Consider the following 20,532-nt stretch of genomic DNA (forward strand, 5'->3'; position numbering starts at 1 on the left):
AAATCATGGTCCCCAGCACCCGTACCCGACGCCATCGCCGATCAATCTGGTTGCCGTCCCCGTTTGAGAGTTTGCTCTTGATGCTGGCTGTAGCGTCCTTAGTCGGGGCCGTCTTCGTCGCCTGATCAGCCCATAACGAAGACGGGCCGCTGATGACATCAGCGGCCCGAAACCTCTTAATCCTTAGCCCTCGGCTAGGCTGCCTGAGGCGCCCTTCTCGATCAGGTCGATCGTCTGGGACAGGCCATAGATAGCGGCGAACGATCCGAACCGCGGCCCCTGAGATGCGCCCAGCAGCACCTCATACAGCGCCTGGAACCAGGCCCGCAGCGGCTCGAATTCATGCGCCTTGCCCACGGCGTAAACCTCGCCCTGGATGATCTCGCCATCGGTCGTGTCAGCGGGCAGAGCCTTCAGGCGTTCCGCCAGATCCAGCAGCGCCGCCTTCTCCTTGTCGTCAGGCAGACGATAGGTCTTCGAGGGCTTCACGAAGTCCTCGTAGTAGTTCAGCGCATAGCCCATCAGCCGATCCAGCACCGGCTCGTTATCGGGCGTGGCGTCCGGCAGGTATTTGGCGAAATAGGCCCATAGCTGGTCCTTGGTCGAGGCGTTGGCCACGCCGACCAGGTTCAGCAACAGGGCGAAGGACACCGGTGAGGCGCTCTCGGGCGGATTTCCCGAGTGGATGTGCCAGACGGCGTTGTCCATCCGCTTGGCCGGTTCCTGCGCCTTGTACTGCTCGATGAAGGACAGATAGTCGTCTGTCGCGCGCGGGATGACGTTGAAGTGCAGGCTCTTGGCCGACTTCGGCGACTGGAACATGTACCAGGACAAGCTCTCGGGCGTGCCGTAGCGCAGCCAGTCCTCCATCGTCAGGCCATTGCCCTTGGACTTGGAGATCTTCTTGCCCTCGATGTCGAGGAAGAGCTCATAATTGAAGCCTTCAGGCGGGACGCCGCCGATGGCGCGGCACAGCTTGGACGACTCGCGCACGCTCTCGATCAGGTCCTTGCCCGACATCTCATAGTCGACGTCCAGCGCCGTCCAGCGCATGGCCCAGTCCGGCTTCCACTGCAGCTTCACATGGCCGCCGGTAACGGGAACCTCGGTGCGGCCGCCAGCGGGGTCGTCAAAGACGATGGTCCCGCGTTCGATGTTGCGCTCCAGCGTCGGCACCTGCAGCACATGGCCGGTGATCGGGCTGATCGGCAGGAAGGGCGAATAGGTCGCCCGGCGCTCTTCGCCCAAAGTCGGCAGCATGATGCCCATGACCTTGTCGAAGCGCTCCAGCAGGGTCAGCAGGGTCGCGTCGAACCGGCCCGACCGATAAGTCTCGGTCGAGGACATGAACTCATAGTCGAAGCCGAAGCTGTCGAGGAAGGCGCGCAGGCGGGCGTTGTTGTGCGCGCCGAAGCTGTTGTGCGTGCCGAACGGATCGCGCACCTTGGTCAGCGGCAGATGCAGGTCTTCGCGCAGCATCTCCGGATTGGGGATGCCCTCTGGCACCTTGCGCAGGCCGTCCATGTCGTCGCTGAAGGCGATCAGGCGGGTGGCCCAGTGATCGCCGGTCAGGGCGCGGAAGGCATTGCGCACCATGGTCGTGCGCGCCACCTCGCCGAAGGTGCCCATGTGCGGCAGGCCCGACGGCCCGTAACCCGTCTCAAGGATCACCGGCTTGATCAGCGCCTCGAAGGTCGCCAGAGCCTCGTCCGTCTTGCCCGCGTCGATCAGCAGTTTCGCGGCGTCGCGCTCTGCGTCAGACAGCCGTTTTTTGAGCACGTGGGCCAGCAGGTTGCGCGCTTGCTCAAACGGCCACGAACGGGCCTCACGGGACAGGGTTTCGAGGTTCTGTAGCATGTACCGGGCTTTGACGCCTTGGAGGCCCGGGGTCAACAGCGGCGGCGTTTTACAGCCGCGCTTCGGCGTTCCTCGGCAGTTGCATCTGGTTCTCGAAACTCATGGCCAGATCGCCGTCCTGATTGGTCACCGTCGTCTTTGTACGGACGACGCCGCGGTCGGGCTGGCTCTTGGACGCGCGGATCTCGATGATTTCGCGACGCACCGTCAGGGTGTCGCCGGGCCGCACGGGCCGCACCCACCACAGGGCGTCGACGTTCATGCCCAACAGCGGCGTCTGGCCAAAATAAGCCTCGTCCACGAACTGACGCATGACGCGCGAACAGACGTGCCAGCCGCTGGCGATCAGGCCGCCGAAACGCCCCGCCTCGGCCGCCGCCTTGTCGATATGCATGGGCTGGGGGTCGAACTCGGTCGCGAAGGCGATGATCTCGGCTTCGGTCATGGTGAAGGGCTCGCTGTCCCAGCTTTCACCGACGGTCAGGTCGTCCAGATAGCGATCGGTCATACACTCAAACTCCCATTGCTCAGTCTGACATAGCGGCTGAGACGGTTTTCGCCAGTCGACTTTCCGCGGGGCTTCGCTTGACCGGAAAGGCGGGGCGTGAGCATTGCCCGCCTCATGCGGACATCCGATTTCGACTTCGACCTGCCAGAGGCGTGCATCGCCCTGCGCCCCGCCGACCCGCGCGATTCCGCACGGTTTCTGATCGTGAAGGGCGGCGATCTTCAGGACCGGATCATCCGCGAGTTGCCGGATTTCCTGCAACCGGGCGACGCCCTGGTCTTCAACGACACCCGCGTGATCCCCGCGCGCCTGTCGGGCGTACGCCATCGCACCGGACCGGAAGGCGAGCTCCTGTCGGTGCCGGTCGAGGCGACCCTGCACCACCGCGACGCCCCCGATGTCTGGAGCGCCTTCATGAAGCCCGGCAAGCGGCTGAAGGTAGGCGACCGCGTTCGGTTCGGACGCGAGGAAGACAACGCCTGCCTTCTGGGCCAGGTCGACGCCGAGATCATCGCCAAGGGCGAGGACGGCCTCGTCACCCTGCGCTTCGATCTGGCGGGCCCGGCGCTGGACGACGCCATCCGCGAGGTCGGAGTCATGCCCCTGCCCCCCTATATCGCGGCCAAGCGGGCAGAAGACGATCAGGACCTGAAGGATTATCAGACCGTCTTCGCCGAGCATGACGGCTCGGTCGCGGCGCCGACGGCGGGCCTGCACTTCACCCCCGCCCTTTTGGACGCCATCCGCGCGCGCGGCGTGACGACCCATGCCGTGACCCTGCACGTCGGGGCGGGCACCTTCCTGCCGGTCAAGGCGGACGACACCGCCGATCACAAGATGCACTCCGAGTGGGGCGAGGTCTCGGCCGAGACCGCCGCCGCCCTGAACGCCGTGCACACGTCGGGCGGACGCATCGTCTGCGTCGGCACCACCTCGCTTCGCCTGCTGGAGAGCGCCACGACCAAGGACGGCGTGGTCCAGCCATTCCACGGCGACACGGCCATCTTCATCACGCCGGGCTATCGCTTCCGCGCCTGCGACGTGCTGATGACCAACTTCCACCTGCCGAAGTCGACGCTGTTCATGCTGGTCAGCGCCTTCGCCGGACTGGAAACGATGCGCGCCGCCTACGCCCACGCCATCGACAGCGGCTACCGCTTCTATTCTTATGGCGACGGAAGCCTGCTGTTTCGGGAAGACGCCCAATGAGCCACATCGACGACCTGCCCGAAAATCTGGCCGCGACCTTCGACATCCTGGCTTCGGCGGCCAGTGAGCTTCAAGACCCCTGGTGGGTGTTCGGCGGCGCCGGCATGGCGCTGTCGGGCCTGTCGGAATGGCATGTGCCGGACGTCGATGTGATGACCAGCCCGCGCGACGCGCGGCGTCTGATCGAGGCTCTGCACGGCGAAACCGTGGAGGACCCCGGCGAAGGCCTGTTCCGATCGCAGGTCTTCGGCCAGATCCTGACCACGCCGGTGCCGGTCGAGGTCATGGCGATGATGGACGTTCGCGCAGGCGCAGATTGGACGCCGGTCATCTTCACCACACGCCAGGCGATCGAGTTGGACGGGGGGATGCTCTACATCCCCACCGTCGCCGAACAGATCGAGAAATGCCGACTGTTCGGCCGCCCCAAGGACCTGCAGCGCGCGGAGCGTCTCGAGACGCTCCTGCGCTGAGACTGGCTCAATACCGGAAGCGCAGACCCACGGTGTAGAGGCTCTCTTCGTAGCGCACATCGCGCGGATAGACGCCCTCGCCGTCGTCGTAGAACGACCGGAACGGCTGGCCCAGGATATTGGTCGCATCGAAGCTGACGGTGATCTGTTCAGTCGGCGACCAGCCCGCCGAGAAGTCCAGCCGCGCCACGTCGTCGACGTGCTCGCCAATGACGCCGTTGCCGAACTTCGTGCGCAGATTATAGGCCAGCCGCGCCGTCCACGGCCCGTTTTCGTACATGCCGGTCAGGTTGTAGGAATACTTCGACACATAGGGCAGCGCTCCGTCGATATAGGTCGCGTTGGCCTGCACCCCGAACGACCGCGCCCATTCAGGCACGACGTCGTAATCGAAAAAGGTCGTGAAGGACGCCTCGACGCCCTGCAGCACGGCGTCGTTCAGATTGACCGGCCGCGTGACGCGCAGGACGCCATAAACTGGATCGTCCACGTCCATGGTCTGATCGGCGATGAAGCCTGAAATCTCGCGCCGGAATACAGCCAGCGTCGCAGCGCCGGTATCAGCGAAATAGCGCTCCAGCGTCAGGTCGTAATTGGTCGACTGGATCGGCTTCAGATCGGGGTTGCCGCCCGTGGCCGTGCGCCGTCCGGAGGTATCGGCCGACGGGCTGACGAACAGGCTGGGGTTCAACTGACCAAAGGCCGGACGCGTCCGCGTCTGGTTCGCCGCCATGCGCAGGATGAGGCCGTCGTCCAGCATGAAGCGCACGCCCAGGCTGGGCAACAGATCGGTGTAGCGTCCGCCCTGATCCACCGGCGTGAAGACCTCAGTTTCACCTTCAGTCGAGCGGCTGGTCCCGCGCACGGTGAAGTCGGTGGCGACGATGCGCAGACCCAGTTCGCCCTCGATCGGAATGCGGGTATTGAAGGCGAAGTCGGCCTGGCCATAGGCCGTGTAAGCCGTCTCGGACGCCTCATAGGTCTGGACCGGGTTGATCGGCGGACGGCCCGGTTCGAACCCGGCCAGGGCGCGCAGGGCGTCCATGTTTCCACGCAGGCTGCCATAGGTCGGCGACACCCAGGCGCGGATGGCCTGCACGTCGCTGCCGTTAAACCCGGCCGGAATCAGGGCCAACTCGACCGGAAGCGAGGTCAGCGGCAGACCGAGGTCTTCCTGGTTCTGATACCGCTCGCCGTTCTGATAGGAGCCGTTGCGGTCGACGTAACGCACCCCGAACTTCAACTGCGGGATCAGGCTGTTTCCCGTGTCATAGGTCAGGTCGATTTTCGCCTGCCAGTCGTCGCCCGCGCCAATGAAGTGGCGGTCAAACAGGCCGCGGTAGACGTAGTTGTTCGGGTCGGCGACGTCGAAGTCACGGAATTCGAAGGCCCCTCCGCCGTCCTGGTCCGGCGTGTCGAAGTCGATCAGCGTCACGGGCGAACGGGTGAAGGCCGTATCAAAGCTGTAGTTCGAGAACTCATAGGTGCTGTCGGTGCGCGCCAGATCGAAGGCGATCTGAAGCGGTCCGGCGTTGTAGCTGCCGCCGATCGCCGCCTGCCAGGTGTTGGTCTTGCCGGTCGAAGCGCCCTGCCACTGCTCCGGACGACGCCCCGCGACCTGGGTCAGGCTCTGGATCTCGTTGCGACCGTCGCGCAACGCCACATCCTCGAACCGGGTGGTCTCGTGGTTCAGCGGCACGATGAACTGACGGTCCGAGATCTTGTTGCGATAGCCCTGATAAAGGGCGTCGACATAAAACTCCCACTGGTCGTTCGGCCGCCACTGCAACGCCAGATTGGCCGACGGCCGCCAGCGCTCGCCAGTCCCGTAGAAGATGCCCACAGCGTCGGGATAGCGCGCACCCTGAACCGCCGGATCGGCCGACTGCCCGTCCACTCGGACGATGCCGCCGCTGTCCCAGCGCACGGAGTCGAGATAGCGCAGACTGGTGTAGGACAGGTTCAACAAAGCCCCGACCTCGCCCGCCCCTGTGTTCCAGCGATTGCTGATCAGGATGTCGCCGTTCGGGTCATAGCTTTCCGACTGGGTGGCGTAGGAGCCCTTCACCGACGTCGACAGTTCGAAGCCGTCGAAATCGAACGGCCGCCGGGACCGCACATTGATCAGGCCGGCGATGCCCGATTCCAGCCGCCAGGCCGAACTGGACTTGTAGACTTCCAGCGCTGCGATAGCCGCCGCCGGAAAGTCCTGCATGGCTACTGCGCGACCCTGGTCCGTGAAGATGTCGCGGCCGTTGTAGGTGGTGGCCACGTCAGGCAGGCCGCGCACGATCACCCGCGACGCTTCCCCGCCCCCGCGCTCCACCTGGATGCCCGTGACCCGCGCCAGGGATTCCGAAGCGTTCACGTCAGGCAGCTTGCCGATGTCCTCGGCGACGATGGCGTCCATCACCTCGTCGGCGTTGCGTTTCAACGCCTGGGCAGAGCGCAGGCTGCCGCGTAGACCCGTCACCACGACGTCCTGAACCTGAACAGGGCTGTCCGAGGCGACCGGCGGCGGCATGACTTCAATGGAATCCTGAGACCAGGCAGGGTGGGCGACGGCGAGCGCGAGCAAGGAGACGGAACCCAGGGTTCCCGAACGGAGCAGCATTAATCAGGCGACTTTCACGGTTTCGTGCGCTGCCCTAACAGCCGCGTGATCGTTCGGTTGCCAAATAACCGTCGCTATTCAAACAAAGGCGCGGACGCCGGATTACCGCCACAGAACCGCCTCAGGACGTGACGCCCCAGGACTGGCGGCCTTCCCCCGTTCGGCCTAAGACGCGGCTCCTTGCAAGGAACGCCCATGCCTTTTCCGTTTGAGATCTCCGCTGTCGAAGGCCGCGCTCGCACCGGCCTGCTGAAGACCACGCGCGGCGACATCCGCACCCCGGCCTTCATGCCCGTCGGCACCGCCGCCACGGTCAAGGCGATGACGGTGGATCAGGTCAAGCAGACCGGCGCGGATATCCTGCTGGGCAACACCTATCACCTGATGCTGCGCCCAGGTCCCGAGCGAATGGAACGCCTCGGCGGGCTTCACAACTTCATGCGCTGGGACAAGCCGATCCTGACGGACTCCGGCGGCTTCCAGGTCATGAGCCTGTCGGGCATCTCCAAGCTGACCGAGGAGGCCGTGACCTTCTCCAGCCATATCGACGGCTCCAAGCATGTCCTGACGCCGGAACGCTCGATCCAGATTCAGGCGGATCGTCTCGGCTCCGACATCGTCATGCAGTTGGACGAATGCGTCGCCTGGCCCGCCGAGGAAAAGCGCGCGCGCGAGGGCATGGAATTGTCGGCGCGCTGGGCCCAGCGCTCCAAGAACGCCTTCGGCACGCGCGATGCGCAGGCCCTGTTCGGCATCCAGCAGGGCTCGACCTATGAGAACCTGCGCCGCGAATCCTCGGAACGCCTGCAGGAGATCGGTTTCGACGGCTACGCCATCGGCGGCCTGGCCGTCGGCGAAGGCCACGAAGCCATGTGCGAGGTGTTGGACTATGCGCCCGAGTTCCTGCCCAAGGACCGCCCTCGCTATCTGATGGGCGTCGGCAAGCCGATCGACCTGGTCGAGGCGGTCTATCGCGGCGTCGACATGTTCGACTGCGTCCTGCCGACACGCGCCGGGCGTCACGGCCAGGCCTGGACCTGGGACGGCCCGCTGAACCTCAAGAACGCCCGCTTCGCCGAGGATCAGGATCCGCTGGACATCGAAGTCCCCTGCCCGACCTCGCAAGACTATTCAAAGGCTTACCTGCACCACCTGATCCGCGCCGATGAGATTCTCGGCAAGATCCTGCTGAGCTGGCACAACATCGCCTTCTTCCAGGCGCTGACGGCGGCGATGCGCGCAGCCATCGCCGAGGGCCGGTTCGAGCAGTTCCGTCGCGACTTCCGCGCGCGACACCTGAAGATCTAACCGCGACGCGGAACGAACCCGGCCGGAGCCGCCGGCGGCGCGCAGTTCCGCTGCATCCCCACGCCTTTCAGGAAGGAGCGGCGACGCAGTCCCGCCTGGATGGCCGACTGGACATGCTTGCTGTGGGCGTCGGCGCCGGTCAGGCGGCGCACCCAGCTGCGGGCCGGAATGAAGTCCGTCACTGTGCCGCGCACGGCGTCCAGCGTCGCCCCGGCGGCGGCGTCGGCGGCGCGTTCGCTCATGAAGGTTCCATCGTCGGTGGGCGCCGCGTCCGTATCCGGACCCAAAGCCTCATCCAGGCGCGCGATCTCGGCCGCGATCACCGAGCATCGGCTCATGTTGCGCACGTCATAGGGATTGGATTCCGCCTGCAGCAGAATGGTCGGGATTTCCTGGCGCTTGAGATTCAGATCCTCGAGCGGCGCAGCCACGGCGTCGCCTAGCCCCGTGCCTACCTGATCCACCCCGTCTCGCGCAGAGGCGCCGGCGTTGCAGCCGGCAAGCAACAGGGACACAGCGATGACGGTCAATGAAATCTGGCGCATGCCCGCGTTTAATCACGCCGCGCGCTTTAAAGCCAAGCCGGTCTCCCTCGACATCAGGCCAGAAGCCCACCTAAGCTGACGTCATGCGCACGCTAAACGCCCCGCTCTATAATCTGACGTGGCTGGATTTCGTGATCGCCGCAGTCGTACTGGCGGCGGCGCTCGCGGTTGTCTGGCGGCTCCACGGCCCCTTACGACGGCGCGGCGTCGGAACCTCGTATGTCAGTTGGCTGGACGAACGCCTGACGAAACTGGAGCGCGCGGTCCGCAACAAGAACGCGCAACCCTAGAGGCTTCATCATCTTGGAATTTTTAGGGGAGTGGTACGCCCCCTCGGGCTCGAACCGAGGACCCTCTGATTAAAAGTCAGATGCTCTAACCAACTGAGCTAGGGGCGCACATCGCGTTTGCGAAGAGCGCGGAACATACGGATGAGCTTCGCGGCGGGCAAGTGGAAATTTCAGGAAATTTTTCACCGCACAAACAAGGCTCTGACGACAGCTGACGCCTCGAAACCAAGGCGCTTCCAGCACGCGATTCATTCCAGGTTCACATGAACCCTTTAAAGGCGCGACGAGAGGAACCGGCTTCGCCTCTCCACGTTTCCAGCCCCTAGAGGGGGATCAAAAATGAATCGATCCATGTTGAATCGTCTGATGATCGGCGCCGCGTTGGCCGCCACCGGCTTCCTGGCCGCCTGTGAACAACCTTACAGCGAACCGACGCCCGTCGAAGCGCCCGCGCCCGTAGAGGCCCCCGCCGCCGAAGACGCCGCCGCGCCTGCTGTCGCCGAGGCTCCCGCCGCGCCCGAAGCAGCTACGCCGGTGGAGGCGCTTCCGCCGGACCAGCGTTCCTCCGAAGAGACAGTGCAACCCGAAAGCGATACGCTGTTTTACTGATTCTCCTGACGAACGGGGCTAAGCGCTCATGATCGTCTCGCAACCAGGGTTCGGATTTGACGTCGAGGCTTCCCCTCCTTCTTGCCGGCGCGGCAGTATGCGCCCTTGCAAGCCAGGCCGCCGCCGAACCCCGGGCTCAGATTCGCGGTGAAATAGACGGCGATCTTAAACGTCAGCTCGAACAGGCCATTGGCGATGTGGACGGCGCGCCGTCCAATCGCTTCGAGGCGCGTCGTCGCGCCCGCGCGGCGCTGACGTCGGCCCAGGCCCTGCTGCGATCAGAAGGCTACTATCAAGCCACAGTCGAGGATCAGGTCGAGGGCGACGACAAGCCCGTCGCCGTGGTGCAGATCGCGCCGGGCCGTCGTTTCGTCCTGGGCGAGACCACGATCAACTGGGCCGCCCCCGCGCCGGACGCCGAGACCAGCGCCGCCGTCATCGAGGACATCCGGCTCAAACCGGGCGAACCGGGCCGCGCCGCCGGAATCCTGGAAGCCGAGGGCCGCGTGGTCGCGGACCTGACCCGGCGCGGCTATGCCGACGCCATCGCCCTGCCCCGCCGCGTCGTGGTGGATCACGCCACCTTCCTGGTTCAGCCCGGCTTCAACATCAACTCCGGCGAGTTGGTCAGGCTGAACGGGATTCAACTGCGGACCCAAGGGCCGACCAAGGAAAGCTGGCTTCAGAGCCTGGTCCCCTGGAAAGAAGGCGATCGCTACGATCCGGAGGACGTCGCCGAACTGGAACGCCGCCTGCTGGACACCGGCGTCTATGACGGCGTGGGCGTGGCCCTCTCGCCGCTGGACGATATCCGGCCCGATGGCCTGCGTCCGGTCGTCGTCACCCTGGCCGATCGGCCGGTCAGTCTGCTGGAAGCCGGCGCCAGCTATTCGACCTATGAAGGCGTCGGCGTCGATGTCTTCCGTACGCGCTACAACCGCTTCGGCCGCGCCGACACCCTGCGCTACGGCGCGCGGATCGCCAGTATCGACAGCCGCATCGGCGGCGAGTGGTCCCAACCGCACTGGCGCAAGGCCGGTCGAACGCTGAAGCTGTCGTCGTTCATCGTCAATGAACAGACCGACGCCTACGACCGCAGCGCCATAACCATGGCCGCGGACCTGTCCCAGCGCCTCGGCAAGACATCCTGGTTCAGCTACGGCCTGGGCGTCGATGCTGGCCGTTACACTGAGTATCGGTTTGATCCGGTGACGCAGGCGCCGATCACCTTCGACCGCGATCTGGCCATCGTCACCCTGCGCGGCAGCGCCTTCATGGATCGCTCGAACGATCCGCTGAACCCCACCTCGGGCTATCGTCTGTCGCTATCGACCCAGCCGACTGCGGTGGCGGGCGAGGATACGGTCCTGTTCCTGCGCACCGAGGGGCAGGCCACCGCCTATCTGCCGCTCCAGGACGACGCCAAGACCGTGTTGGCAGGACGCGCCCGCATCGGCTCCATCATCGGCGGCGAAGAACTGACCGTGCCGTCGGACCGTCTGTTCTATTCCGGCGGCGGCGGCTCGGTGCGCGGCTATTCCTATCAGAGCATCAACCCGCGCCTGCCCAACAATCGACCGCGCGGCGGCCTTTCGCTGTTCGAGACCTCGGTCGAGGTGCGACGCGACATCGGCGAGAAGTTCCAGGCCGTGGCCTTTGTCGACGGCGGCGCCATCGGCTTCCAGGAAACGCCGAACCTGACCAACATGCGCTACGGTGCGGGGGTCGGCGTGCGTTACAAACTGCCGTTCGGCCCTGTTCGCGCCGACATCGCCTTCCCGCTGAACAAGCGCGAGGGCGACTCCGGGTTCCAACTCTATCTCAGCATCGGCCAGGCGTTTTGACCGACACACCTCCGCCTCACGAAACGGGCGCAGACGTCGCCGATACGCCAGCCAAGAAGGCCAAGCGCAAGCGCACCCGTCTGCAACTGGCGGCCTTCATCGCGGGCGCGACCTTCGCCGGTCTGTTGGCCCTGATCGTCGTCGCCCTGGTAGGCGGGCGAATGTATCTGGTGTCCGATGCAGGACGCGAACTGATCACCAGCTTCGTCGCAGGCAAGAAGATCAGCCGTTACGGCCGTATCAATGTCGAGGGGCTGCAAGGCGACCTGTTCAACGACTTCCGCCTGAAGCGCGTCACCGTGACTGACGAGAAGGGCGTTTGGCTGGAAGCCACGGACGTCCGCGTCGACTGGTCCTACTGGCCTCTGCTAGCGCGGCGCTTCCACGCGACGGAAATCAGCGCGGGCCAGATTCGTCTGTTGCGCCGCCCCGAGTTGGAGCCGCCGAGCGAACCGGGCGGGCCCCAGGCCATCTCCATCGACATCGACCGTTTCAGCGCCAATGTCGAACTGCTGGAGGGGTTTTCCAAGGAATACGGCCGCTGGACCCTCAGCGGCGACGCCGCCATTCCGCGCAAGGGCGTCAAGACCGCCAACGTCAACGCCTACAGCCTGAACCGCAAGGGCGACTATCTGCGCCTGGCCGCCGCCTTCGGCGACAAGCCCGAAGACCTGCGCGTCAATCTGCGCGCCAATGAAGCCCAGGGCGGCCCGATCGCCGGGTCGCTGGGCTATTCGCCGGATCAGCCCTTCTCGGCCGTCGCCGTGGTCAACGGCGAAGTCATCGACGTGGCCGTTCAGACCGGCCAGTTCCGCCCCCTGCTGGTGCAAGGAAGCTATGGCGACAACGGCGCCAAGGTGTCGGGTTACGCCGACTTCTCCGGCTCCGACCTGCTGGAGCCCTTCGTGGAGCGTATCGGCCGCACCGCCCGCTTCGGTTTCGCCATGACGCCGGACGCCAAGCGCGAAGGCTATCAGGGCGTGGCCTGGCGCCTGTACGCCGACAACATCCAATCCAGCGCGCGCGGCCTGATCCGCACCACGGACAACACCTCGCCAGACGGCATCAGCCTGGAGTTGAACACCCCGTCGCTCAGCCGCCTAGTGGGCAGCCCTATCGCCGGTCCGGCGGCCTATACGGGCGTGTTCAAGGGCGACGCCCAGGTGTGGAGCCTGCAAGGCTCGGCCAGCTTGCTGAATGCCGACATCGCCTCCTATCGCGCCACGCGCATCTCCGGCCCGGTCAACATCGCCGCCAACAAGGGCCGCATCGACGTCACAACCGACGTGCGCGCCGTCGGCGGCTCTGCGGCCGGCATTATCGGCGGGCTGCTGGGCTCTGCGCCGCGCATCCAGATGGAAGGCACGCGCATGGCGGACGGCGCCATGCTGCTGAAGAAAATCGACGCGCGCGGCCAGGGTCTGACCCTGACCGGCTCGGGCGGACGCAGCCTCAACGGCGGCCTGAACTTCACCGGCCGGGCGGACCTGACCGACCTGTCGCGCATCCAGCCCGGCGCGCGCGGCGCCTTCGGCGGTCCGATCCGCGCAGCTTCGGCCAAAACGGGCGCGCCCTGGACCCTCAACTTCGACGGGCGCGGTTCGCGCATGGCTATCGGCATGGAAGAGCTGGACCGCCTCCTGGGCGCCGCGCCGCGCCTGCAACTGGCCGGCTCGATGAACGGCGGCGTCATCTCCATCAATCGCGGCGAACTGACCGGCGCCGCCGGACGCGCGGGCGCCAAGGGCCTGATCGAGGGGCCCAAGCTGCGGCTGGCGCTGGACTGGAACGCCCAAGGTCCGTTCGGCGTCGGCCCAGTCGCCATCGACGGCGCCATGTCGGGCGACGGCGCCCTGACCGGCACCCTGGCCCAACCGCGCGCCGACCTGCGCGCCGCCTTCGACAAGGTGGCGGCGGGCGGTTTGACCCTGACCAACGCCGATCTGGTGCTCAGCTTCCGCAAGGGCGCCGATGCCTCCGACGGGCGCGTGGTGCTGAACTCCGGCTCCAACTACGGACCGGCTCACGCCTCGGGCAACTTCTACCTGGGCGGACCGCGCCTGCGTCTGTCGGATGTCGACGTGAACGCCGGCGGCGTGGCTGCCCAGGGCGATATCGCCCTGTCGAACAACTTCCCCTCCAGCGCGGACCTGACCTTCACCGCGCGTCAAGGCGCCTTCCTGGCCTCGGGCGAGGCCAACGGCCGTGTGCGTCTGACTGAAGGCGCAGGCGACCAGACCGCCGTGTTGGACGTAACCGGCCGCAACGTGCGCCTGACCGGTCAGGACTGGACCTTGCGCAACCTGTCGCTGAAGGGCCAGGGCACGCTGGACCGCCTGCCCTTCACCTTGGCGGCCGACGTGGGCGGCGCCAATCCGGTGCAGTTCAACGGCTCGGGCGAATACGCCCGCCAGGGACAGGCGCAGAGCCTGACCCTGCGCGGCGGCGGCCGTGTGCGTGAGATCGCCTTCACCACCCGCGCCCCCGCCGTTTTCGCCCTGAACGGCGACGGCCGCGTCGCCCGCCTGGACCTGGGCGTCGGCGGCGGCGTCCTGACCGGCGAACTGAAACAGGACAGCGAAGGCAGCGTCATCCAGGCCGACATGACCAATGTCGAAATGGGCTCTCTCGTCCCCGACCTGCGCGGTCAGGTGACAGGCCGTGTCTCGATGCAGGGTCAAGGCGACACGCTGCGCGGATCCGCCAATGTCGATCTCAAGCAACTGCGCAGCCTGGACGCGCCGCGCGGTCTCGCGGTCGACGGCACGCTGAACGCCGACCTGACCGGCGACGCCCTGCGCCTGCGCGCCGAAGCCCACAACGGCACGACCGTTCAGGCCACCGCCGACGTCACCCTGCCGGTCGAAACCTCGGCCGCGCCCCTGCGCCTGGCCATCGCCCGGACCGAGAACCTCTCGGGCCAGATCGCCATCCGCGGCCAGATTCAGCCCATCTGGGACCTGTTCCTGGGCGGCGCCCAATCGCTGTCGGGTCAGGTGAACGGCCAGGCGACCCTGGCCGGCACCCTGAACGCGCCGCGCCTGAACGGGCGACTGGACCTGAATGAAGGCGCCTTCCGTGACGGGACGACGGGCCTGCGTCTCGAGAACATGACCCTGGCCAGCCGCTTCAACGACAGCCAGGCCGTGATCGAACGCTTCCAAGCCACCGACGGCGTGAAGGGCGAAGTGTCCGGCAGCGGCGACCTGGGCCTGCGTCAGGGCTCGCCCTCAACGCTGCGGCTGGAGCTGGCGCGCTTCCAGATCATCGACAACGACATCGCCAAGGCGCGGGCCAACGGTCGCCTGACCGCGGTGCGCGGCGCCGACGGCAACATCCGCCTGACCGGCAATGTGAACATCGATGAGGCCGAGATTTCGCCTGACCTGCCCGGCTCTACCGGCATCGTCAAAATGGACGTGGTCGAAATCAACCGCCCCGGCGGCGACACCGTCGAGACCGAGAAGAAGGCCGCCGCCGGTCCGCAGATCGGCCTGGACCTGACGCTGACCGGGCGCGAAATCTACCTTCGCGGCCGGGGTCTGAACGTCGAGCTGCGCGCCGACGCCCGCGTACGCGGCACCATCACCCAGCCCGAACTGAGCGGCACGGCCAATGTGGTGCGCGGCGATTATGAGTTCGCGGGCAAGCGTTTCGTCTTCAATGATCGCGGCTCGGTGATCCTGTCCACCGATCCCGCGCGCATCCGCCTGAACCTGGAAGCCGTGCGCGAAGACCCGGCCCTGACCGCCGTGATCAAGGTCACGGGCACTGCCGTCTCGCCCAAGATCGAGCTGACCTCCACCCCCGACCTGCCCCAGGACGAAATCCTGTCGCAGGTGCTGTTCGGACGTTCAGCGGCGCAGTTGTCGCCGTTCGAGGCGGCCCAGTTGGCCTCGGCCGTGGCGTCCCTGGCCGGCGGCGGCGGCTTCGACGTGGTCGGCAACCTGCGCGAACTGGCCGGTCTGGACCGTCTGTCCTTCAGCGGCGAGGCTTCCAGCCTGACCGTCGCGGGCGGGCGCTACATCACCGACGACATCTATCTGGAGGTCATCGGCGGGGCCGAGCGCGGCGCAGCCGTCAATGTGGAGTGGCAAGTCCGTCGCAACCTGGCGATCACCTCCAAGTTCGGCGGCGAAGGCGACACCGCCCTGTCAGTCCGCTGGCGTCGCGAAGGTCCCCGCCCAGGCGGCGATCGTGGCGACCGCCGCCCCAACGCCGGCGCCCGACGCTAACCCGAGCAAGGCAGGCTGAGAGGCTGCCTTGCTCGCTTGCTCATTTTGTTCTTGATTTGTTCTAATTCATTCCGCATCCTGTGGACATGAGTAAGGCGATTAACGGACGCGGCGCACGCTCCAACGCCTCGGGTCGGTACGAAGCCGATCGACGCGAGGCCTACGACGACGGCTGGACGGATCAGGACGAGGCCGCAGCCCCGCTTCGCACCACCCTGTCCCCGGAACACGCCCGCACCATCATCGCCAAGAACACGAGTCCCGACGTCGGCTTCGATCGCTCCATCAACCCCTACAAGGGCTGCGAACATGGTTGCATCTACTGCTACGCCCGTCCGTCCCATGCCTGGATGGGCCTATCCCCGGGCCTGGATTTCGAGAGCCGGATCTTCTTCAAGCCGGACGCCGCGCGTCTGCTGGAACAGGAGCTCTCAAAGCCCCGATACGTCTGCCGGCGCATCCACATAGGCGGCAACACCGACCCCTATCAGCCGGTCGAGCGCGAAACGAATTCGACCCGTTCGATCCTGGAGGTCATGCAGCGCTTCAGCCACCCGTTCAGCATCATCACCAAGTCGGTGCTGATCGCGCGCGACGCAGGCATCCTGGGCGACATGGGACAGCGGGGTCTGGCCTCGGCCTTCGTCTCCATCACCACCCTGGATCGCAGACTGGCGCGGGCGATGGAGCCACGCGCCTCCACGCCCGCCAAGCGGCTGGAGGCCATCAGCCGCCTGGCCGAAGCTGGATGCCCGGTCGGCGTCGGCTTCGCCCCCGTCATTCCCGGCCTGAACGACCATGAACTCGAAGCCGTGCTGGAGGCGGCGCAGAAGGCCGGCGCGACCTCGGCCATGTATGTGACCCTTCGCCTGCCGCTCGAGATCAAGGATCTGTTCCGCGAATGGCTGGCTGACGCTCGCCCCGACCGCGCGGCGCGCGTCATGTCCCTGATCCGCCAGACGCGCGGCGGCAAGGACTACGACCCTGACTGGTCCCAGCGCATGAAGGGAACCGGCCCCGTCGCCGAACTGATCGCCACGCGCTTCAAGGCGGCGGCCAGGCGTTACGGTCTGGACGCGCCGCGCCAGCCGCTGGACATCACCCAGTTTCGCGTTCCCGCCGACGCCCGGCCGCAGTTGGAACTGTTCGACATTCCCGCCTGACGCCGCCTAGGATGACGCTAAAGCTGGCAAGGTGAGGACCATCTCCATGCGCGGAACCCGGATGATCATCGCCGCAGCCGCGGCCATCAGCGCCGGCGGTTGTTCCGTCAACGTGCCGGAAAACGCCTTCCTCTACCCCGATGCGCGTATCGCAGCCGAAAAGATCGAACTCACGCCCGGTCCCGCCATGCCGGCATCGGCGCAGACCCTGCCCCTGCCCTATGCCGGCGGTCAGTTGGCGACGACCCGACTGTCTTCCGCAAAAGGCGATCAGGCGCCGCTGATCCTGTTCTGCGGCGGCAACATGTTCCGGCAATCAGCCTATGGCGGACTGGTGGGCGAACAGCTCTCGGCTTTCGGCGACGTTCTGCTGTTCGACTATCCCGGCTACGGCGCCTCGACCGGCGCTTCCGACATCGCCTCCATGAAGGCGGCTGTCGCAACCATGGCCGCTCATGCACGAACGACCGCTGACCGGGAGCAGCGACGTCTCATCCTGTGGGGACACTCCCTCGGCGGAACGGTTTGCGCCGAAGGGGCCGTGAACGCCAAGGCCGACGTTCTGGTGCTGGAGACGACGACGCCGTCAGCCAACGCCGTCGTGCAGGAGACCCTGGGCTGGAAGCGGGTGCTGGTTCGCGTGCGCCTGGCCCAGCCTCTGGCCGAGATCGATATTCCTTCGACCCTTGCCGACTATCCCGGCCAAATCATCGTCCTGGAGGCCGGACGCGACACGGTGCTTCCGCCCGTCCTGAGCCGCCGCCTGGCCCAGGCGCTGACCGCCAAGGGACGGTCTGTCGACCACATGGTCTTCGCCGAAGCCGGTCACAATGACGTTCACAGCCAGGCTGACTTCAGGTCCCGAATGGCCGACGTTCTCGCCCATCCCTAATCTGTTCGGCTTGATCGCATCTAGCGCCGGAAGACGCCGACCAATTCGATGTGCGTCGACCAGATGAACTGATCGATGGGCGTGACCTTCTCCAGCCGGAAACCGGCGTCGACCAGGACGCGCGCGTCGCGGGCGAAGGTCTGGGGATTGCAGGACACGCCGACGACGACCGACGCCTTGGTGCCCGGCAGTTGCTGAGTCTGCTCCAGAGCGCCTGCGCGCGGCGGGTCCATGACGATGGCCTCGCACCCCTTCAGGTCATAGGGCGACAGCGGACGACGGAACAGATCGCGCGCCTGGGCTTCGATCCCCTTCAGGCCCTGAGCCGTGCTGAGGCCCGCTTTCAGGGCGGCGATGGAGGCGGCGGCGGAATCGGCGGCCGTTACGCTGGCGATCTCGGCCAGAGGGAAGGTGAACGTGCCCGCCCCACAGAACAGGTCCGCGACCTTCTTGGCCCCCCTCACCGCCTCGACCGCGCGTTCGACCATGGCCGCTTCCGCAGCAGGCGAGGCCTGCAGGAAACCGCCCGCCGGCAAGGGCACGGACGCGCGTCCGAACCGCACGCGCGGCTGGCGCGCCATGACCAGCGTATCGCCGTCCAGGCTGAGCCGCGCCAGATCGGCCTCGGCCGCCGCCGCAATGGCCAGCGCCAACTGGTCTCCATTCAGACCGCCCGAACGCTTCTCGACCCCCGTCACATCGACGTCCAGACCCGTGTCGGTCAGGGTCACGTGCAGAGTCGGCGCCGATTTCGGATGCCCCAAGAAGGGCGCCGCGACCTTGGCCAGGGCGGGCAGAGCCGCCGTCAGGTGCGGGTCCGACAATGGACAGTCCGTCAGCTCGACCACCCGCCACGACTTGCGCGCCTTAAAGCCCAGGGCAACGCGACCGTCCGGGCCCTGACGCGCGTGCAGCGCCAGACGACGGCGGCTGGCCAACGGCGTCGCCACCGTCGCCTCAACCTCGGTTTCCAGCCCCTCGCGCGCCAGGGTCTGGAGCACCACCTCGCGCTTCCAGGCCAGATAAGGTTCGTCTGCCCAATGCTGCAGCGGCGCGACCCCGCACTCGGCATAGGTCTGTGAATGGATCGGGCGTCGGTCGGGGCTGGCCTCGATCAGGTCGAACCGTTCAGCCCGGCCGTCCTTGACCTCGGCGGCGATCACCTCGCCCGGCAGGGCGCCCGGCACGAAGACCGGGCCGTTGGCGGTGTCGGCGATCCCGTCGCCCTGGTGGCCCATGCGGGCGATGGTCAGCGTCTGCGTCATGCAGCGGCTTCTAACGGCTTCCGCGCGAAAATCGAAACATGAACGAAGATGAACGCAGCGATCAAAAGCCGTTCAGCTTCACGGCCCTATCAATGGTTGCAACAGACGGCGACCTGATCCGTTCAGGTGCGGCATCCGTCGAAGGAAAAAACGATGATCGCTCTCATCTCGAAAAAAGCCTCGGCCGCCGCCATCGCCGCCCTGGCCTGCGCCTCGGCTGTCGCCCTGCCCGGCGTCGCCTCAGCCCAAAGCTACGGCTATGACTATCCGCCGGCCTATGGCTACGGCAACAGCGGTTACAGCCAGGGAACCTACTATGATCCCTGCGCGCGTGATCAGCGTCAACGCGCCACGACCGGCGGCCTGCTGGGCGCCGCCATCGGCGCCGTCGCCGGCTCGCAACTGGCCGCGCGCGGCCGCCGCACCGAGGGCAGCGCCCTGGGCGGCGTCCTGGGCGCCGCGATCGGCGCCGGCGTGGGCAACAGCTCGGCCGCCTGCGACAGCCGTTATCGCCGCGAAGCCAACTACGGTTATCAGGGAACCTACGTCCCGCCGGCCTATGGTTACGACAACCGCGGCTATGACGACGGCCGCCGCTACGACGATCGCCGCGACGGCTACGACTACTACCGCGATTATCCCCAAACCATCGATCCGGGCTTCAGCCCCCAGACCAACAGCTATCAAGGCTATGGCGACGAATGCCGCCTGGCCGAGAGCAACATCCGTCTTCCCGACGGTCGCATGGAGACGCGCTACGTCCGCTCCTGCCGCGACCAATCGGGCCGCTATCGCGTCGTCGATTAAGTTTCAGCCCCCCTGTCAATCGACGATGTGAAGAGGGCCGCCGGACATCCGGCGGCCCTCAAATCGTTTGGGTCAGGCTTTTTGCGCCCAGAGTAGGAACTCGACGTTGCCGTCGCCGCCCGTGATCGGGCTGTCGGCGACCTCGCGCACGATCCAGCCAGTCGCTTCCAGCCAGTCGCGCACCTTGGCTACGGCGGCGGCGTGCGCCTCAGGATCCTTGACTACGCCCTTCTTGCCGACCGCCTTGGGGCCGTCCGCCTCGAACTGAGGCTTGACCAGGGTGATCAGATCAGCCCCCGGTGCGGCCAGATCGAGCGCCGTCGGCAGCACCTTCGACAGGCTGATGAAGCTGACGTCGCAAACGACCAGGGACGGCGCTTCGGTGATGACAGCAGGCGTCAGGTCGCGGGCGTCGGTCTTTTCCAGGTTCAACACGCGCGGATCGGCGGCGACTTTCGGATGCAGTTGCCCCGTGCCGACGTCCACGGCGAAGACGCGCGCAGCCCCGCGATCCAGACAGACCTCGGTGAAGCCGCCCGTAGAAGCGCCGACGTCCAGCACGACCCGCCCCTCGGCCGCGACCGGCCACAGGTCCAGCGCCCGGTCCAGCTTCAAGGCGCCGCGCCCCACCCAACGATGGGCGGCCTCGGCCTCAATGACGGCGTCCTCAGCGACCTTTTCCGAAGGCTTGGCGACCGTGCGGCCATCCGCCTTCACCAGCCCCGCCTCGATGGCTGCGCGGGCGCGGGCGCGGGTGTCGAAAACGCCCCGCGCGACGAGAAGCAGGTCGATCCTCACGCCCTTCTCCCCTCGGGGGAGAAGGTGTCGGGCGAAGCCTGACGGATGAGGGGGCTGTGTCCGCAATCTCGGCGGTCGAGGATGAGGAAGACGTCCCCCTCATCCGTCTCGCTGT

Annotated in this window: 16 protein-coding genes and 1 tRNA gene; 10 read left to right on the forward strand and 7 right to left on the reverse strand. The window is 66.4% G+C overall.

Annotation, left to right across the window (positions count from 1 at the left end):
* Positions 1-183 precede the first annotated feature (183 nt).
* Positions 184-1,857, reverse strand: coding sequence for a lysine--tRNA ligase (locus AC3IPP_RS08880; protein WP_489148717.1), 1,674 nt, complete (start codon positions 1,855-1,857; stop codon positions 184-186).
* 49 nt (positions 1,858-1,906) lie between these two features.
* Complete coding sequence (locus AC3IPP_RS08885; RefSeq protein ID WP_489148718.1) at positions 1,907-2,365, reverse strand: MaoC family dehydratase; 459 nt, start codon at positions 2,363-2,365, stop codon at positions 1,907-1,909.
* 114 nt (positions 2,366-2,479) lie between these two features.
* On the opposite strand from AC3IPP_RS08885, the gene queA reads away from it, so the two are divergent.
* Positions 2,480-3,574, forward strand: a complete 1,095-nt coding sequence (gene queA, locus AC3IPP_RS08890) for a tRNA preQ1(34) S-adenosylmethionine ribosyltransferase-isomerase QueA (protein ID WP_489151051.1) — start codon at positions 2,480-2,482, stop codon at positions 3,572-3,574.
* Positions 3,571-4,047: a hypothetical protein gene (locus AC3IPP_RS08895; RefSeq protein ID WP_489148719.1), complete on the forward strand. Its 477-nt coding sequence runs from the start codon at positions 3,571-3,573 to the stop codon at positions 4,045-4,047. The genes queA and AC3IPP_RS08895 overlap by 4 nt, the downstream gene beginning before the upstream one ends.
* 7 nt (positions 4,048-4,054) lie before the next feature.
* Here the strand turns inward: AC3IPP_RS08895 and AC3IPP_RS08900 are convergent, their stop codons facing one another.
* Positions 4,055-6,661 carry a TonB-dependent receptor gene (locus AC3IPP_RS08900; protein WP_489177388.1) on the reverse strand — a complete coding sequence of 869 codons (2,607 nt, stop codon included), beginning with the start codon at positions 6,659-6,661 and terminating at the stop codon, positions 4,055-4,057.
* Between the two features lie 195 nt (positions 6,662-6,856).
* Between AC3IPP_RS08900 and tgt the strand changes: the two genes are divergently transcribed.
* The gene (gene tgt / locus AC3IPP_RS08905; protein ID WP_489148721.1) at positions 6,857-7,969 is read left to right on the forward strand and encodes a tRNA guanosine(34) transglycosylase Tgt; all 1,113 of its coding nucleotides are present in this window, start codon (positions 6,857-6,859) and stop codon (positions 7,967-7,969) included.
* Here tgt and AC3IPP_RS08910 read toward each other — a convergent pair.
* A complete protein-coding gene (locus AC3IPP_RS08910) occupies positions 7,966-8,514 on the reverse strand; it encodes a hypothetical protein (RefSeq protein WP_087139441.1) in 549 nt (182 codons plus the stop codon). The genes tgt and AC3IPP_RS08910 overlap by 4 nt on opposite strands.
* Before the next feature lie 83 nt (positions 8,515-8,597).
* Here AC3IPP_RS08910 and AC3IPP_RS08915 point away from each other — a divergent pair, with 83 nt between their 5' ends.
* Positions 8,598-8,804, forward strand: a complete 207-nt coding sequence (locus AC3IPP_RS08915) for a hypothetical protein (protein WP_087139442.1) — start codon at positions 8,598-8,600, stop codon at positions 8,802-8,804.
* 31 nt (positions 8,805-8,835) lie between these two features.
* Here AC3IPP_RS08915 and AC3IPP_RS08920 read toward each other — a convergent pair.
* Positions 8,836-8,912, reverse strand: a tRNA-Lys gene (locus AC3IPP_RS08920).
* 243 nt (positions 8,913-9,155) lie between these two features.
* Here AC3IPP_RS08920 and AC3IPP_RS08925 point away from each other — a divergent pair.
* From AC3IPP_RS08925 to AC3IPP_RS08945, 5 genes are all read left to right on the forward strand, one after another.
* Complete coding sequence (locus AC3IPP_RS08925) at positions 9,156-9,413, forward strand: hypothetical protein (RefSeq protein ID WP_256968082.1); 258 nt, start codon at positions 9,156-9,158, stop codon at positions 9,411-9,413.
* A gap of 197 nt (positions 9,414-9,610) precedes the next feature.
* Positions 9,611-11,257 (forward strand): autotransporter assembly complex protein TamA, encoded by a 1,647-nt coding sequence (locus AC3IPP_RS08930; protein WP_489177389.1) that lies wholly within the window; start codon positions 9,611-9,613, stop codon positions 11,255-11,257.
* Complete coding sequence (locus AC3IPP_RS08935) at positions 11,254-15,492, forward strand: translocation/assembly module TamB domain-containing protein (protein ID WP_489148723.1); 4,239 nt, start codon at positions 11,254-11,256, stop codon at positions 15,490-15,492. The genes AC3IPP_RS08930 and AC3IPP_RS08935 overlap by 4 nt, the downstream gene beginning before the upstream one ends.
* Before the next feature lie 86 nt (positions 15,493-15,578).
* Positions 15,579-16,655 (forward strand): PA0069 family radical SAM protein, encoded by a 1,077-nt coding sequence (locus AC3IPP_RS08940; RefSeq protein WP_489148724.1) that lies wholly within the window; start codon positions 15,579-15,581, stop codon positions 16,653-16,655.
* 46 nt (positions 16,656-16,701) lie between these two features.
* Positions 16,702-17,547 carry an alpha/beta hydrolase gene (locus AC3IPP_RS08945; protein ID WP_489148725.1) on the forward strand — a complete coding sequence of 282 codons (846 nt, stop codon included), beginning with the start codon at positions 16,702-16,704 and terminating at the stop codon, positions 17,545-17,547.
* Positions 17,548-17,567: 20 nt separating this feature from the next.
* Here the strand turns inward: AC3IPP_RS08945 and AC3IPP_RS08950 are convergent, their stop codons facing one another.
* Entirely contained in the window at positions 17,568-18,812 is a 1,245-nt protein-coding gene (locus AC3IPP_RS08950; RefSeq protein WP_489148726.1) for a class I SAM-dependent RNA methyltransferase, read from the reverse strand.
* A gap of 153 nt (positions 18,813-18,965) precedes the next feature.
* Between AC3IPP_RS08950 and AC3IPP_RS08955 the strand changes: the two genes are divergently transcribed.
* Positions 18,966-19,619, forward strand: a complete 654-nt coding sequence (locus tag AC3IPP_RS08955) for a YMGG-like glycine zipper-containing protein (RefSeq protein WP_489148727.1) — start codon at positions 18,966-18,968, stop codon at positions 19,617-19,619.
* A gap of 72 nt (positions 19,620-19,691) precedes the next feature.
* Here AC3IPP_RS08955 and AC3IPP_RS08960 read toward each other — a convergent pair whose 3' ends face one another.
* Positions 19,692-20,417: a TlyA family RNA methyltransferase gene (locus AC3IPP_RS08960; RefSeq protein WP_489148728.1), complete on the reverse strand. Its 726-nt coding sequence runs from the start codon at positions 20,415-20,417 to the stop codon at positions 19,692-19,694.
* Between the last annotated feature and the right edge of the window lie 115 nt (positions 20,418-20,532).

This window comes from Brevundimonas sp. KH_060 (genome assembly GCF_057838275.1).

Bases quoted from the DNA above. Each gene is read 5' to 3' on its own strand.
- AC3IPP_RS08880 (WP_489148717.1), bottom strand. From the start codon at position 1,857: ATGCTACAGAACCTCGAAACCCTGTCCCGTGAGGCCCGTTCGTGGCCG.
- AC3IPP_RS08885 (WP_489148718.1), bottom strand. From the start codon at position 2,365: ATGACCGATCGCTATCTGGACGACCTGACCGTCGGTGAAAGCTGGGAC.
- queA (WP_489151051.1), top strand. From the start codon at position 2,480: ATGCGGACATCCGATTTCGACTTCGACCTGCCAGAGGCGTGCATCGCC.
- AC3IPP_RS08895 (WP_489148719.1), top strand. From the start codon at position 3,571: ATGAGCCACATCGACGACCTGCCCGAAAATCTGGCCGCGACCTTCGAC.
- AC3IPP_RS08900 (WP_489177388.1), bottom strand. From the start codon at position 6,661: ATGCTGCTCCGTTCGGGAACCCTGGGTTCCGTCTCCTTGCTCGCGCTC.
- tgt (WP_489148721.1), top strand. From the start codon at position 6,857: ATGCCTTTTCCGTTTGAGATCTCCGCTGTCGAAGGCCGCGCTCGCACC.
- AC3IPP_RS08910 (WP_087139441.1), bottom strand. From the start codon at position 8,514: ATGCGCCAGATTTCATTGACCGTCATCGCTGTGTCCCTGTTGCTTGCC.
- AC3IPP_RS08915 (WP_087139442.1), top strand. From the start codon at position 8,598: ATGCGCACGCTAAACGCCCCGCTCTATAATCTGACGTGGCTGGATTTC.
- AC3IPP_RS08925 (WP_256968082.1), top strand. From the start codon at position 9,156: ATGTTGAATCGTCTGATGATCGGCGCCGCGTTGGCCGCCACCGGCTTC.
- AC3IPP_RS08940 (WP_489148724.1), top strand. From the start codon at position 15,579: ATGAGTAAGGCGATTAACGGACGCGGCGCACGCTCCAACGCCTCGGGT.
- AC3IPP_RS08945 (WP_489148725.1), top strand. From the start codon at position 16,702: ATGCGCGGAACCCGGATGATCATCGCCGCAGCCGCGGCCATCAGCGCC.
- AC3IPP_RS08950 (WP_489148726.1), bottom strand. From the start codon at position 18,812: ATGACGCAGACGCTGACCATCGCCCGCATGGGCCACCAGGGCGACGGG.
- AC3IPP_RS08955 (WP_489148727.1), top strand. From the start codon at position 18,966: ATGATCGCTCTCATCTCGAAAAAAGCCTCGGCCGCCGCCATCGCCGCC.